Annotated in this window: 13 protein-coding genes and 1 pseudogene; 9 read left to right on the top strand and 5 right to left on the bottom strand. The window is 53.0% G+C overall.

Annotated features, from left to right (window positions below; genetic code table 11):
• Positions 1-10 precede the first annotated feature (10 nt).
• Positions 11-1,831, top strand: a complete 1,821-nt coding sequence (gene cydD, locus ACQKPA_RS10685) for a thiol reductant ABC exporter subunit CydD (RefSeq protein WP_427492009.1) — start codon at positions 11-13, stop codon at positions 1,829-1,831.
• Positions 1,828-3,552, top strand: coding sequence for a thiol reductant ABC exporter subunit CydC (gene cydC / locus ACQKPA_RS10680; protein WP_427492007.1), 1,725 nt, complete (start codon positions 1,828-1,830; stop codon positions 3,550-3,552). The genes cydD and cydC overlap by 4 nt, the downstream gene beginning before the upstream one ends.
• Before the next feature lie 103 nt (positions 3,553-3,655).
• Here cydC and ACQKPA_RS10675 read toward each other — a convergent pair whose 3' ends face one another.
• Positions 3,656-4,423 (bottom strand): sulfite exporter TauE/SafE family protein, encoded by a 768-nt coding sequence (locus ACQKPA_RS10675; protein WP_427492006.1) that lies wholly within the window; start codon positions 4,421-4,423, stop codon positions 3,656-3,658.
• Positions 4,423-5,898, bottom strand: coding sequence for a carboxylesterase/lipase family protein (locus ACQKPA_RS10670; protein ID WP_427492004.1), 1,476 nt, complete (start codon positions 5,896-5,898; stop codon positions 4,423-4,425). The genes ACQKPA_RS10675 and ACQKPA_RS10670 overlap by 1 nt, the downstream gene beginning before the upstream one ends.
• Positions 5,899-6,023: 125 nt before the next feature.
• On the opposite strand from ACQKPA_RS10670, the gene ACQKPA_RS10665 reads away from it, so the two are divergent.
• The 5 genes and pseudogenes from ACQKPA_RS10665 to ACQKPA_RS10645 all read left to right on the top strand — a co-directional run bounded on the left by ACQKPA_RS10665 (position 6,024) and on the right by ACQKPA_RS10645 (position 8,221).
• Positions 6,024-6,932 carry a LysR family transcriptional regulator gene (locus tag ACQKPA_RS10665; protein WP_427492002.1) on the top strand — a complete coding sequence of 303 codons (909 nt, stop codon included), beginning with the start codon at positions 6,024-6,026 and terminating at the stop codon, positions 6,930-6,932.
• A gap of 62 nt (positions 6,933-6,994) precedes the next feature.
• Positions 6,995-7,201, top strand: a pseudogene (locus ACQKPA_RS10660) (AraC family ligand binding domain-containing protein); the annotation flags it as partial.
• On the top strand, positions 7,198-7,398 hold the full coding sequence (locus ACQKPA_RS10655; protein WP_427492000.1) for a hypothetical protein: 201 nt from the start codon (positions 7,198-7,200) through the stop codon (positions 7,396-7,398). The pseudogene ACQKPA_RS10660 and the gene ACQKPA_RS10655, both read left to right, overlap by 4 nt.
• A 23-nt stretch (positions 7,399-7,421) precedes the next feature.
• Positions 7,422-7,814, top strand: coding sequence for a hypothetical protein (locus ACQKPA_RS10650; RefSeq protein ID WP_427491998.1), 393 nt, complete (start codon positions 7,422-7,424; stop codon positions 7,812-7,814).
• Positions 7,811-8,221 carry a hypothetical protein gene (locus ACQKPA_RS10645; RefSeq protein ID WP_427491996.1) on the top strand — a complete coding sequence of 137 codons (411 nt, stop codon included), beginning with the start codon at positions 7,811-7,813 and terminating at the stop codon, positions 8,219-8,221. The genes ACQKPA_RS10650 and ACQKPA_RS10645 overlap by 4 nt, the downstream gene beginning before the upstream one ends.
• Positions 8,222-8,330: 109 nt before the next feature.
• Here the strand turns inward: ACQKPA_RS10645 and ACQKPA_RS10640 are convergent, their stop codons facing one another.
• Genes ACQKPA_RS10640 through ACQKPA_RS10630 form a run of 3 tightly spaced genes read right to left on the bottom strand, consistent with a single transcriptional unit; the run spans position 8,331 to position 11,073 of the window.
• Positions 8,331-8,861, bottom strand: a complete 531-nt coding sequence (locus ACQKPA_RS10640; RefSeq protein ID WP_427491994.1) for a chromate transporter — start codon at positions 8,859-8,861, stop codon at positions 8,331-8,333.
• A 26-nt stretch (positions 8,862-8,887) separates the two neighbouring features.
• Positions 8,888-9,535 (bottom strand): chromate transporter, encoded by a 648-nt coding sequence (locus ACQKPA_RS10635; RefSeq protein ID WP_427491992.1) that lies wholly within the window; start codon positions 9,533-9,535, stop codon positions 8,888-8,890.
• A complete protein-coding gene (locus tag ACQKPA_RS10630; protein WP_427491989.1) occupies positions 9,535-11,073 on the bottom strand; it encodes a sulfatase family protein in 1,539 nt (512 codons plus the stop codon). Before ACQKPA_RS10630 ends, ACQKPA_RS10635 begins: the two co-directional genes overlap by 1 nt.
• Positions 11,074-11,197: 124 nt before the next feature.
• On the opposite strand from ACQKPA_RS10630, the gene ACQKPA_RS10625 reads away from it, so the two are divergent.
• Together ACQKPA_RS10625 and ACQKPA_RS10620 are read left to right on the top strand one after the other, a co-directional pair.
• On the top strand, positions 11,198-12,052 hold the full coding sequence (locus tag ACQKPA_RS10625) for an AraC family transcriptional regulator (protein ID WP_427491987.1): 855 nt from the start codon (positions 11,198-11,200) through the stop codon (positions 12,050-12,052).
• A gap of 76 nt (positions 12,053-12,128) precedes the next feature.
• Positions 12,129-13,928, top strand: coding sequence for a sensor histidine kinase (locus ACQKPA_RS10620; protein ID WP_427491984.1), 1,800 nt, complete (start codon positions 12,129-12,131; stop codon positions 13,926-13,928).
• Positions 13,929-13,932: the final 4 nt, after the last annotated feature.

Below are 13,932 nucleotides of genomic sequence, written 5' to 3'. Positions count from 1 at the left end.
GGGAGTTTATTTGAAGGGGAAAACCACTCTGCTGTCCCAGCAAATGTCTTCACAAAGGAAACGGTTGATTCTCTTGGGGTTTATGTCGCTTGCGCTCGGTTCAGCCATGACAGGCCAGGCTGCGCTGCTCGCCGAAGCGGTCCAGCGGATTTTTGTCCAGCGAGCTTCCTTTTCGTCGATTGTTGCCATACTTGGCGCATTGCTGGCTGTGATGACTGTGCGGACGCTGCTGTCTTATGGAAACGGGATCATCGGCTTGCACATGGCTGCCAGTGCCAAGACGGAGATGCGAGCAGCGGTGCTGAAAAAGCTGGCTAACGCTTCCGTAGCTTCAACGCTTCGCGGACAAACAGGCGGAAAGGTCAGCGTGGCGCTGGATGCCGTGGACGAGGCAGACAGTTATTTCAGCCAATATATACCGCGTATGATAGAAGCCGCCATCATTCCTGTCTTGATTCTGGTCATTGTTTTTACGGAGCATATGAATTCCGGCTTGATTATGTTGGTTACCGCCCCCTTTATCCCGATATTTATGGTGCTTGTGGGGCTGAAAACAAAGAACAAATCGGAGGAGAAATTCGCACAGCTGGCCGAGTTTTCCGGTACGTTTCTCGACTCTCTTCAAGGGCTGGTTTCGCTGAAGCTGTTTGGTCGGACGGATCATCAGCAGCAGGAAATTGAACGCAGTAGCCTTGGTTATCGGGATGCAACCATGGGCATTTTGCGGATTGCATTTACCAACACCTTTATGCTGGAATCCATCGTCATGCTTAGCATTGGCGTTGTCGCGCTTGAGCTGGCGCTGCAGCTGCTGGTTTTCAAATCGCTTTCCTTCCACACCGCCTTTTTGATCCTGCTGCTGGTGCCCGAATTTTACAGCCTGTTAAAAAACACGGGAACTGCTTTTCACAGCGGTCGTACCAGCATGGGGGCCATCCGAAAAGTAGAGGAGATGCTTACGGAAACAAGGGAAGCAGGAGCAGTGACAGATGGGCAAGGGGAGGCCGGGAAAAAGGACAGAACACACCAGGCCGATCCGATAGATATGGCGGATAAGCCTGGGACAGCCGATTTGGGTTTGATTCGGATGCCGCCAACCATCGAATTGAGGGATGTCCGCTTTCGGTATGGGACGGATTCGTTCGAGCTTACTGCCGGCTCCATGTCGTTTGGGCCAGGGGAGCAAATCGCCATCGTCGGTAAAAGCGGATCCGGCAAAACCACCTTGCTGCATCTCATTGCCGGGCTGCTTGCGCCAACGTCGGGAGAAGTACTGGTGAACGGACGTCCGCTTGCGCATTACGATGAGGCTTCATGGTTTGAACATGTCAGCTACATTACCCAGCATCCGTATATTTTTGCCGGCACGTTTGCCGACAATATTGCGATTGGCGCTGGCAGGGACGTCACCAGGGAAGAAGTTGTACAGGCGGCGGAGGCCGCCGGACTTGCTGCGGTTGCAGCCGAGTTGGAGCAGGGCTATGACACCTTTGTCGGCGAAGGGGGCCGGGGATTGTCAGGCGGAGAGAAGCAAAGGCTGGCGCTGGCCCGTGCTTTTTTGATGCGGCCTTCCGTTATTTTGTTTGATGAGCCCACCGTCGGATTGGACCTGCACACCGAACGTGTTCTGCAGCGGTCCATTGCCGAGCTTGCAAGCAAGGCGACCATGATTACCGTGGCGCACCGCTTGTACACGATACGGCATGCCGATCGGATATTGTTTATGGACAACGGAGCGCTGCTGGACAGCGGGCGCCATGATGAGCTTCTAGGGCGTCTGCCCCAATATGCTGACCTGGTGGATGCGCAGCGGAAAGGGGGACTCGCATGAATGAGCTGGCTATTTTAACCAAGGCGATGATTCAGGAACGGAAGGATATTGCCATCGCCATCCTCGGAGGATTCGTTGCCGGCATCGCAGGTGTATGCCTCTTCGCCGCAAGCGGGTATCTGATCTCCCAGACTGTATTTGCTCCGCCGCTTTATACCTTGATTGTGCTGACGTCCCTGGTAAAAATACTGGGTCTGCTGCGGGCGGCAAGCCGCTACGCGGAACGCTTGTATTCCCATCGGGCGACATTCTCTCTGCTCAGCCGTTTGCGGACATCCTTTTTTGCCAAGCTGGTTCCTTTGACGCCGGGGATATTGGGTAAAAAGCGGAGCGGGGAGCTGCTCGCACGGATCGTCGGGGATGTGGAGAGCTTACAGCATTACTTTCTGCGCGTTGCCTATCCGCCTGTCATTGTTGTTATGGTGTTTCTGGCTACGGTTTTGTTTACGTCCGCCTTTTCATTCTGGATTGCCTGTTTGTTTGTGCTGGGGATGCTGGCAACGGCTTTTGTGGTTCCCGGGCTTGTTCTCCTCGGACAGAGAAGGATACATGGCCGCGTGCGCCAAGAACGAGCGGCGCTTTCCACAGAAGTGACCGAGCTGCTATACGGATTCCGCGATTTGAAAGTATACGGGCAAATGAAAAAGCGGAAGCGGCAGCTGCAGCGTACCTCCGCCGCATTGGCAGCGGAACAGCAAGCGGCAGCCCGGCATTTGCTGCGCGGGCAATCGATGCATGTTTTTGTAACGTATCTGATTTCATGGGGCGTACTGATTCTTGGCGCCTATTTAATAATGGATGGCTCGCTTGCCGGCGTATTTCTAGCCATGCTGGTCATGGCTTCGCTTACGGTGTTTGAAGAAGCTGCGCCAATGGCCACATTGCCTGCTTATAAGCTGGATAGCGAACATGCGGCAGCTCGGCTTGCGGAAACGGTTCATGCCGCAGATAAGCAGTCGCCGCAGCCAAGCGGTGTCCTGCCTATCGAGAAAGCCGTTTCCATTGAGCTGAGCGGTGTTTCATTTCAATATGAAGATGAATGGCGCCCAGTGTTGAAAGACATTACCCTCTATCTACCGCCGGGATCTAAAACGGCCATTGTCGGGCCGAGCGGATCAGGGAAAACCACCCTCATCGAATTGCTGCTCAAGCTGCGCACGCCGACAAACGGCCAGATTCGTTTAAATGATACGTCGGTTAAGGAACTGGATGAAGCGAGCATTTGGCGAGCCTCAAAGGTAGTTCTGCAGCACAGCCATTTCTTTCGGGGCACCATTCGGGACAACCTGCTGCTGAACGAGGAACATCATTCTGATCAAGCGTTGCTGGATATACTGGATAAAGTGCAGCTGCCGAATAAGTCCCTGGACGATAGGGTGTATGAAAAAGGGGAGAACTTGTCCGAGGGAGAGAAGCAGCGCTTAGCCTTGGCCCGAGCGATGCTTCGAGAAGGACGGTTATGGCTGCTGGACGAACCGACGTCTTCACTGGATTACGTTACGGAGCAGCGTGTTTTTCGGCATCTGTTGGCGCAAGCGGTTAACGATACGCTTGTTCTGATTTGCCATCGGCTGACCGGCTTGGAAGAGATGGACCGGATTCTGGTCATGGACCAAGGCAGGGTCATTGAAGCGGGCACGTATGCAGAGCTGATGGAGCAGCAGGGATATTTTTATGAAATGAAACAAATAGAGCTGCAACTGATTGGCGAAGTAGGATAAAACGAATGTGTTCAACTGGAAACGTTGCTTCAGATGACTGACTGGCATGTTGTGTCGGACGATAAGAACATATAGACTTTGAAAGCCGCATAAAGGGCAGCCTCTACAGCAATAGAATGGCAGCACCAATCATTGGGGTAAGGACCATGCAGGTTTTTAGCCAGACAACAGGTACCCGCTTCGTAAACTTTGCCCCCACATACGAGCCGGACATCGTACCGATCACAACAGCAACGAGCAGTTGAACATCCAGGTACCCGATCGAGAAGTACCCGGCTCCTCCGGCCAGTGCGATTGGCATAATGACCAGCATGGTCGTGCCGGCGGCAAAACGCATCGACATACCGAGGATCAGCATAAGCCCGATCTGGATGAAAGGGGTGGAGCCGATTCCGAACAGCCCCGATAAGGCGCCGGTTATGAGTCCGATTAGCAGCGCCTGCAGCCAGTATCGGAAGTCATGGATGACGGGTGGCACCGAGTCCCCGGAAGCCTTCGACCGACGTGAGACGTACAGCATCCTGAACCATAAGGCTAGTCCAGAGGCGAACAGCATACCGGATGTCATGAAGCCCAGCTTATCCTCGGGAATAAGCGAGGACCAGCCTGAGCTGACCCATGCCCCTGCCGCACCGGCCAAGCCGACGACGGCCCCCGTCTTCAGTGCCATGTTCCCTTCCCGGTAATGGCTGACAGAACCGGAAAGCGACGAGAAGAACATCGCCGCCAGTGCGGTACCCAGCGCGGTATGAATGGGATAACCGAATACGACGGTTAGGATGGATATAATGAAACCTGAGCCGCCTGCACCTACAAAACCGAGAAGGAGTCCGAGCAGCACCATAACCAGGGCAATATCGACCAACTGCATCAGAACATCCTCCAAACCTGATGAGGAACGCCGATCCCGGCCGGAACCGGCAGGTCATCGCGAACGGAGAAAATCTTGTCCAGAACCATGGTGGCGTACCTGTTTCCATAGACGGGCCAAGCCGGCAGCGCAGGGATATTCGGATCTCCGCTTTGTACAAATGCAACCCATGCTTCCCGCATGGCGTCTGCCAGTGCATAACTCTCAGCTGTTACAGCATATGGATCCTCATTGATGGGCATTTCGGACATGGGATTGCGAGTTAACGCCGCATGGATGAGACTGCCTTCATAACCGTGTATCGCGCCGAGTGTGCCGCCGCATTGAAGCCGATACATCCATACCGATGATCCGGACGATGCTACGGCTTCTGCGAACTGCATCGCTCCAATCGTATATAGATGCTCGGTTAATGCTTTGTTCCACGCATCACTCGATGACATCGATTGGTTATAACGACCATAAGCATCCCACACGACAGCGGCATTCGCGCCGAAGAATCGTTCGAGCGTCTCGAAGGCCGGTGATTGGAGCACGGGATCATCCTGAATGAAGATGGCTGCTTCATCCTCATTCGTGCCGATCAACAGCGGCGGCAGACCGATGCTGCCGGTTAGGCTCGCCAGGGGATCTACGGGGATAACATGGCCATCGGATACCGGGCCGAACATATGCAGGCTGCGCGAGGTATCGGAACCGATCGTTGACTGTGCTTCGATTATTATTTCCGCAGGAAGTTCAAGCAACTGATGCGCCTGCGCTTGGGATAATCCCAGCTCTTCAAGCAGCCGGATAGTCGTGACATTGGCGGTTTGGTTATCCCGTATCGACTGCGTTGCGCCGCTTTGGGCAATAGCCCGGTGAAATAAGCCTTGTGCCGCTTCCATCACGTAGAGGGTGGCGGTACATTTGGCCCCGGCAGAATTGCCGATGACGGTTACTCGCGACGGGTCGCCGCCGAAAGCAGTAATATTCAACTGAACCCATCGGAGGGCAGCCGTGATATCGAGCATGCCATTGTTTCCGGAGGTTTCATACCCTTTGCCGAGCAGGTCTCCCAAATACAAAAAACCTAACGCACCAAGACGATAATTGATCGATACGTAGACGATCCCATCCTCTGCTGCGTAACGGGCTCCATCGCACTCCGCTCCGTTCCCCGACACGAACCCGCCGCCATGGATATAGACCATGACGGGCTTTAATTTTTCACTTGCGCCTGATGTCCATACATTTAAGTTTAAGCAATCTTCGGACTGCACAAGCTCCGGCATGAAGCCTTGCGGATTATGCTTCTGCGGTGCGATAGGTCCGAATGGATTGCACTGCCTCACGCCCGGCCAGGAGAGCGGAGGTGCCGGAGGCTTGAATCTTCGCTTACCTATTGGCGGGGCTGCATAAGGGATGCCCCGGAATACATACGAACCTTTTAATTTTACGCCTGCAACTTTTCCTGATAATGTCTGTACGATCAAGTTGATCGTCTCCTATCCTTACGATTTGAGACTATTATATCTTGTATATTTTATGAACCCTAATATATATTGATTTATATTCATTATAACTTTTAGGTTATGTATTGTAGAAAGTGGGGATCGGAATGGAACTGTTGCAATTAAAGTATTTTCAGACTGCCGCCCGAATGCAGCACATGACGAAAGCAGCCCATAGCCTACATATCTCTCAGCCGGCACTAAGCAAAATGATTGCGTCGCTTGAAGCCGAGCTGGGAACCAAGCTGTTCAAAAGGGAGCATAAAACGATACGTCTGAACGAGCACGGCAAGCTGTTCCTCCATCAAGTGGATATCGCGCTGCAAGCGCTGGAGGATGGAAAGCTGCGGCTGCAGGATGCTAATGGCTGCGTCTCCGCCGCCATCACGTTTGATGTTCGCGTCTCCTCGCATTTACTGCCGGATCTACTGGCCGATTTCCGCAAAGAATGGCCGAATGCAGAGTTTCAATTGCAGCAGCACGTTTCGTCATCCGAAGGTATGCCGAGCTTCGATTTGTGCCTATCCGATGGCGCAACACCACCAAAGGGAACAGCGTCGGTCTGCTTGCTCGAAGAGGATATCGTGGTTGCCGTTCCCGCCGAGCACCCGCTCGCGGATCGGAACCATGTCAGCTTGCAGGAGCTCAAGGAAGAGAGCTTCATTACCCTGCCTCCGGGTAAATCGCTGCGTGAAACAACCGATGCGTTCTGCCGCCTTGCCGGATTTATCCCCCGTATCCGATTTGAGAGCGACGATCCCGCCACCGTCCGAGGATTAATTCGAGCCGGTCAGGGAGTTGCCTTTCTGCCGGCCGTTACGTGGGGCGGGTCAACCGGACCTGATGTCGTCCAGCTGCGGCTCGAAGAAAGCTGGTGCAAACGCTCAATCTCCTTGTCTTGGCCCGAGGACCGATACCTCATGCATACTGCGGTACTGTTCCGGGATTTCATCATTCGATACTTCGCAAGGCTGGCCGAATCGCATCGGCAGGACATCGCCCGAACAGGATTCTAGCCTGTTCGCCCTTATCCGTGTTGGAGTTATTGTGAAATCAAAAGCGAAAAGGAGCATCTTAAGTGGCAACCAAGCAGCCTCCCAGGCTAACCAATGAGGATTACCAATTACAGCCCCACGCGCCTGTTCAGGTATTTCACGGCATTCATCCGGGGACGATTCCGCTGCATTGGCATGAATTTTACGAGCTGAGTTATGTGGTTTCCGGAAAAGGCGAGCACAGACTCAATGGCTCCTCGTATCCGCTGTCTTCCGGAACTTCGAGTTGGAAGCGGGAGAATGCTCGCTTCACGATTCGCGCATCATTCACGGCGCGGCTCCGAATACTAGCCCGTACCGCCGCTGCGGCTACACCATGCGGTATTTCTCGACGGAAGCGCTGGTCTATCCGGATAAGAACCCCGGCTTTAAGGTATGGCTGGCCCGCGGGAAGAATATAGCCGGAACGAAATTCGTCAACGAATAACCTGAGAAGGGAGAATTCGTGAATTGAACATTCAGCTGTATAAGGCTCTATGGGGCATGGAAGGAAGCTACAGGGACCAACTGACACGGGCTGCACAAGCCGGTTATGCGGGGATTGAAGCCCCGCTGCCTCCTCGGGATCTGGAACGCGAATTCAAAAACCTGCTTGTCGAACTTCAGCTTCACTATATTGCCCAGGTGGTCACTTCCGTTCCCCATCAAGAAACCTTCGCTGAGCAGGTACGCCGGGCTGCTGATTTCGATCCGAAACTGATTGTGTCCCATAGTGCCCGTGATGGCATGAAGATAGAGGACCAGTTGCGTTTTTTCGAAGCCGCGTTAAAGATCGAGCAAGAGGTCGGATCACTATCGGCCATGAAACCCACCGATCGCGGGCGATGTTCACGCCATGGATGACGCGAACCCTGCTTGAGGAGTTGCCCGAGCTGAGCATTACAGCCGATTTCAGCCATTGGTGCTGCGTAACCGAGTCCTTGCTGGAAGATTATGCGGAAGACATGGAGGTCGCTATTCAACGGACCGTCCATATTCATGCGCGCGTAGGCTATGCTCAGGGACCTCAGGTTCCCCATCCCGGGGCGCCTGAATATGGCCGGGAGCTTGCGGCCTTTGAAACCTGGTGGAAACGAATTGTCCAATACCGGAGAGAGCAAGGGTTCGGTTATACCAGCATGACGCCTGAATTCGGGCCTGCCAATTCCGGTTACATGCATACGCTGCCCTTCACAGGAGCTCCCGTTACGGATCTATGGGACGTAAACGAGTGGATGGCCAAACGAATTTCTGAACGGATGACACCATAGAAAAAGAAACGAAAACAAGCCGGACCATGAAGGTTCCGGCTTCTTATTCATGCTTTGGAAAGTCATCCTTGTCCAATCCTTTACACACGGCCGACAGCCATCCAACTTATTAGAATAAAACAATACCTGCAGCACCGGCCATGAGGAGAATCAACAACGGGTGAAGTTTGTATTTCAGCAAGAGAAATAAACAGGCTCCGCAAATTAGCAGCGTAGGAATCAGGCCCTGCATGAGCCCTTCACACTCATCAGGATAACCAAAGTAAATGGCTGCATATACAATGAGTCCTGTCGTTACGGGACGCAGACCGTATAGAGAAGATTGGACCCATGGATTGCTCCGCATGCGATAGAAGAGGGCGGAGAGCAGCACGATGACGACCAGCGACGGCAGGATGATGCCAGCGGTGGAGACGGCGGCTCCGATATAGCCGGCGGACTGATAGCCAATCAGCGTAGCGGCATTGGTGGCGATCGAACCGGGCGCCATGCCGGCCAGCGCCACGGTTTGCTGGAATTCTGCTGCAGTCAGCAGCCCTTTTTCCGTTACCTCCTTCTGAATGACCGGGATTACTGCATAACCGCCGCCAAAGGACACGAGGCCTACACTGATGAACATTATGAACAAGTCCCAATACATGTTTCAATCGCCCCGATTCGTTTCGCTCAAATGTAATATTCCAATTCCGGGTGACTGTTGGACGCAGCCTTCTTCTCCGTATTCGCTTGAAAGCCCAGCCGTTTTTTGATCGGAATGACGGCCATTCCGCATAGTAAGCTTAGAGCAATGAGATAGAGGGGGTGCAGGCCTGTAAACAGCATCACCGATACGGTGGCAAGCGCGGTTATCGTTGTTGTCGCATCAAAGACGGCATGTTTGGCCATCCGGTAAGCAGCGACGACGATTAACGCAATAACGGCGCCATGCATCCCCTTTAAAGCGGCTTCAACCTTGGGTTGATCCCGAAAAAAAACGGCACCTGCGCTGATCAGAATCACGATCAAAAAAGTGGGGCATGTCACTCCAAGCACAGCCGAAACAGCCCCGGCAATACCGGCTTGCCGGTGGCCGATCATCGCGGCCGCATTCACGCCGACTCCGCCGGGAGCGGAACCGGCAAGCGAGATAAGCTCACCGATTTCCTCCTCGTTTACCCACTTTTTCTTGCCTACCACTTCGCGCTCAATAATGGGCAGCATGGCATACCCGCCCCCGAAGGTAGAGGGTCCGATGCAGCAGAAGGTCCAAAATAGCCGGGCCAGCAGCGTCAATCGTTTTTTCAGACTGCTAAAATATGCGTTTGTCCTTTTCATCAGGCGTGATGAATTCTCGGCATCGGCATCGGCTCCTTGCCAAGCTCGGCCCAGATGTATTTGAGCAGAAGCTCCGCCTTTAGCTGCTCGTACCCCGGTTCATCCCATAAATTGCGCAGCTCGCCGGGATCCGCTTCTAGGTCAAAGAGCTCGCCGTAGATTTGATTGTAATAAACGGTGATCTTATAGCGCTGCTCGATGTACGTTTTTTGATGAATCGTCGAAGGCTCATGCCGGAATTCGCAGAGAGCATGCTGCCGCGCTGCGTCCGCGTTACCGAGCCACACATCCTTTTGGTCGATGCCAGTCATCGCTGGCGGTATCGGTATATTGCAGAAGGATAGGAAGGTTGGGGCCAGGTCGACCAGAGACTGCATCGCATCTGTCCTTTTTCCGGCAGGCACCCGTCCTGGATACCGTGCAATGAATGGAAGCTTGATTAAATCCTCGTAATGGAACCCGCCCTTGGCTTGAAGGCCGTGCTGGCCGAAGAAATGTCCGTGATCGGTGGTGAAAACAACGATCGTATCCTCGGATAGCCCCTGTTCATCCAGTTTATCGAGAATGCTGCCGATATATTTATCCATCATGCTGATCATGCCGTAATACACGGCGACCAGCTTCTTCTTGTCATACTCCGTTAACCTGGATTTCGAGCCGTATTCGTAATAATGATGGGAACGGTAGCCGTGAATGCCGAACCCGGTTTCAGCGAGATGCGAAAAATCCGGATTTTCTTCCTGCGTTAAGCGGAAGTGCGGCGGATTGCGGTCATGCTCACCAGGCGTCAGGGATGGGATCGTGAGTTGTTCCGGATCATACATCGAATCCCATGGTTCCGGCACCAGGTATGCCGGGTGCGGGTCGAAAAAGCTCGCCCACATAAAGAAGGGGTCATCCGCCTTTTTAAATTGCTCCAAAAGAGAGTTGGTTCGCTCGGCGATCCAGGTATTGTAGTGGTATTGTTCCGGTATGGGCCATGTGTACGTTTGGGTAGGATCCATAGTTCCCGTAGGGGGCAGGAAGTATTCCCGCCAATTGGCACATCCTTGCTCCTCCAGCCATAGGGCATAATGTTGTCCGACATGGGCCTCATTCGTATGGTTTCTGGCCAGTTCGACGTGATCGAATCCGTAATAAGGTCCGTTAAAATTCCGCCAATACTCCAAATCCTGAAGAATCGGGTAGGCCTCCACGGATGGGTAATCTTCCGTAGATTTTAACGGCTGGAAATGCGCTTTTCCCACCAGTGCGGTTCGATAGCCTGCGTCTTGAAAGCTCTCGCCCACGGTATGGCGGTCTTCCAGCAGCTTTGTCCCCAGGGTCCATGCTCCATGCTGACTCGGGTACTGCCCCGTAATGATGGATGCCCGGCTTGGCGTGCAGGTGGGATTGGGGCAATACGCCCGATCGAACGTCGTTCCTTGACGCGCAAGGCGGTCCAGGTTGGGCGTAGAGATTTCAGGCTGAAATGCTCCGATTGTATTCCAATGCTGCTGATCGCTTGTGATTAGCAAAATGTTAGGTCTTCTCGACAAGTGTAATCGCCTCCTAGTATGATAATATTGAAAATATCAGGTTATAAAAATAGCGGGGTGTTATATTTTTATTGTCATTTTGTTATTCTTGATAGAAAAAATGATGAAAAAGGAGGGAGCCATCATGCAGGAATACGAATATGAGTATGCGGAGTTCATCTATTACACGCCTGGATATTTGGATAAAGAGGAACAGATCTGGCCTGTCCGGGCGGGACGAAGCATAGCCAAGCCCAATTACAGGGTCGGACCGAAACGAATCGAGTGTTACAGCTTGCATTTTGTACATGAAGGCATGGTGCGGCTGGAGTTCGATGACAAACGAGTGGATCTGCAAAAGAATGATCTGTTCTGCCTGTTTCCGGGCCGGACATATTATTATCACATGCTGCCTGCGGATACCTCGCTTCAGATGAGCTGGTTAGCAGTGGACGGGAACAGGGTCAAGCCATTGCTGGAGCTGGCTGGCTTATTTCCGGACAACCCGTTCGGCAAACAAATGATATCCTCTAAGGTCAAGGAATCCTCCGAACGCGTGATTGATGCCCTGGCCGGAGTCGAGCGCTGGAAACCGGCGGTATCGCTGGAGCTGCACGGCTTGATTTATGGACTGCTCGCCGGCATGGTCCCGGATATGGCCTCCGCGAAGCCGACGGAACTTGCGGGATGGATTCACGAGTGTTTGGATTATATGGAGCTGCATGCCACCGAGGGGATATCCGTACAGCAGGTTGCCGAATTCGCCGGGGTGCATCGGTCATACTTCTCCAACATGTTCACCCATCAGGTTGGAATGCCGCCGTTAAAATACCTTCAGCGCATTCGAATGGAAAAGGCGAAACGGTTGTTACAAGAAACGGACGCAACAATTACCGAGATTGCCTTGTCTCTCGGCTATCCGAATTTATATTCGTTCACCAGGGCTTTCAAAATCTACTATAAGGTGCCTCCCATAACCATGCGCGGAGCTCGATGCTGACCGTACGGACGGCATTGGCGTTTTTGTAAACGTTTACGATCTGGTTCTTCTGATCTGGAAAAAGGAGACACGCGCCATGAAATTCTCTACGATTCAAAGGTGGATATCACCGAGGCGAAGTATTCAGGGGAAAATCTTTATTGCGTTCAGTGCAGTAACGCTTGTGTCCATCGTCTCCATTACGGTCATCGTATATATGAGCATGCGCGAGACGATCATGCAGAATGCGATCACCTCGGTTTCGGACAGCATCAGGCAGGCGGATGAATCGCTGAATATGATGCTGGAAGAGATCGACCGGCTGAACACCGTCGTGGTGACCAACAAAAACACGGTGATCGACACCCTGCTGAGCCCTCATGAAGAAATTAGTTATGAATGGTTTCAAGAGCAGAAACGGATCGATGAGTTTCTATCCGTTCTGATCGATTACAAGCCTTATATTTCTCGGATTGCCGTAGTCGGTTTAAACGGCAAGGTGTTTTTCTCAGGTGGTCCGTGGCTGGATAAGACGGTCTTGGGGACCGGAATGATGGATTATATGCTCCAGAATGGATCGCGTCACGCGTACTTCAAGCAGACCGGGGTGTCCGATGTCATCACGGTCGGGCGGGAGATTCGATATAACCGTGAACCGATCGGGGTTGTCATGGTGGATTTGAATTATGATTTCATCCAAAAAACATACGGCGTGAAGCCGACCACCGATAGCATGATCTACGTGCTGGACAAGCAGGGCGGGTTTGTCTACGAGGCTGAATCGGCGCCGTCCTTTGCCCCTTCGTTCGAGAAGATCCTCAACATTCATGGGGAACTCGCAGGGGATGGGGACGCCATCAAGCAAGCCATTGACGGCAGAGACTATATCGTAGTCAGCCGCCAATCCGGTTATACGGGCTGGACCACCCTGGCTTTGATACCGATGGATTCGCTGCTTAGCGAATCAACAAAACTCCGTAAACTGTTGGCGGAGGTATCGGTTATCGTCTTCATTGTAGTCCTGATCGGTTCGCTGCAGGTGTCTTCCCGAATTACCCTCAACATCCGGAGGTTGAAATCCTTAATGATGTTCGTGAAGGAAGGGAATCTGACGTTTCCGAGAAAGGAGATAACCAGCGAGGACGAGACCGGGCAGCTATACCGCGTCTTTGTCAGCATGGTGGAGGAATTGAAGCGACTGCTCGAAGGGATTCGGGTCAGCGAGAAGGAGAAGCGGGAGGCCGAATTGACGGCGCTACAGGCGCAAATTCATCCGCATTTTTTATACAACTCGCTTAACACCATCAAGTATTTGGCCAAGATGAACGGCGTGCCGAATATCGAAGAGGTGTCCGGATCGCTGATTGAGCTCATGCGCGGCGTTCTGGGCAATTCTAGCGAATTTCTGACGGTGAGGGAGGAACTGGATTATGTTGAACGTTATATCTCGATCGTGAAGTACAGGTATATGGAGCCGATCCGGATGGTCACCCAGGTTGAGGACGATGCTTTGCTGGAATGCCGGGTGCTGAAGCTGATGCTGCAGCCCCTTGTGGAGAATGCCGTCATTCATGGTATCGGCGCGATGGAGCAGGAAGGGCTCGTGCTGATACGCGTATGCGATGAGGGCAGTGACCTGAAGATTGAAGTGATCGACAATGGCAAGGGCATAACGGAAGGGCAAAGGGCGCACCTGCTGGGCGAGACGGGCAAGAAGGGGGAAACCTCCCGTTTTAGCGGTATGGGCGTGCGGAGTGTGCATGAGCGGATCGTTCACATGTACGGCGATTCGTACGGCGTCAAGCTGTACAGTGAGCCGGGTTTATATACGAAGGCCGAGGTCCGGCTGCCGAAAAAAATGGAGAGTGCGGACAAATCCCGACAAGAGGTGATATAAAGTC

It is taken from the genome of Paenibacillus sp. NPDC093718, assembly GCF_050279985.1.
Taxonomy (GTDB): domain Bacteria; phylum Bacillota; class Bacilli; order Paenibacillales; family Paenibacillaceae; genus Paenibacillus_AQ.
Note: the sequence above shows the minus strand (reverse complement) of the source record. Positions and strands in the feature narration are given on the sequence as shown.

Excerpts from the sequence above, each read along its gene's own strand:
- ACQKPA_RS10640 (WP_427491994.1), bottom strand. The coding sequence starts at position 8,861 with ATGTATTGGGACTTGTTCATAATGTTCATCAGTGTAGGCCTCGTGTCC.
- ACQKPA_RS10665 (WP_427492002.1), top strand. The coding sequence starts at position 6,024 with ATGGAACTGTTGCAATTAAAGTATTTTCAGACTGCCGCCCGAATGCAG.
- ACQKPA_RS10620 (WP_427491984.1), top strand. The coding sequence starts at position 12,129 with ATGAAATTCTCTACGATTCAAAGGTGGATATCACCGAGGCGAAGTATT.
- ACQKPA_RS10625 (WP_427491987.1), top strand. The coding sequence starts at position 11,198 with ATGCAGGAATACGAATATGAGTATGCGGAGTTCATCTATTACACGCCT.
- cydC (WP_427492007.1), top strand. The coding sequence starts at position 1,828 with ATGAATGAGCTGGCTATTTTAACCAAGGCGATGATTCAGGAACGGAAG.
- ACQKPA_RS10645 (WP_427491996.1), top strand. The coding sequence starts at position 7,811 with ATGACGCGAACCCTGCTTGAGGAGTTGCCCGAGCTGAGCATTACAGCC.
- ACQKPA_RS10675 (WP_427492006.1), bottom strand. The coding sequence starts at position 4,423 with ATGCAGTTGGTCGATATTGCCCTGGTTATGGTGCTGCTCGGACTCCTT.
- ACQKPA_RS10635 (WP_427491992.1), bottom strand. The coding sequence starts at position 9,535 with ATGAAAAGGACAAACGCATATTTTAGCAGTCTGAAAAAACGATTGACG.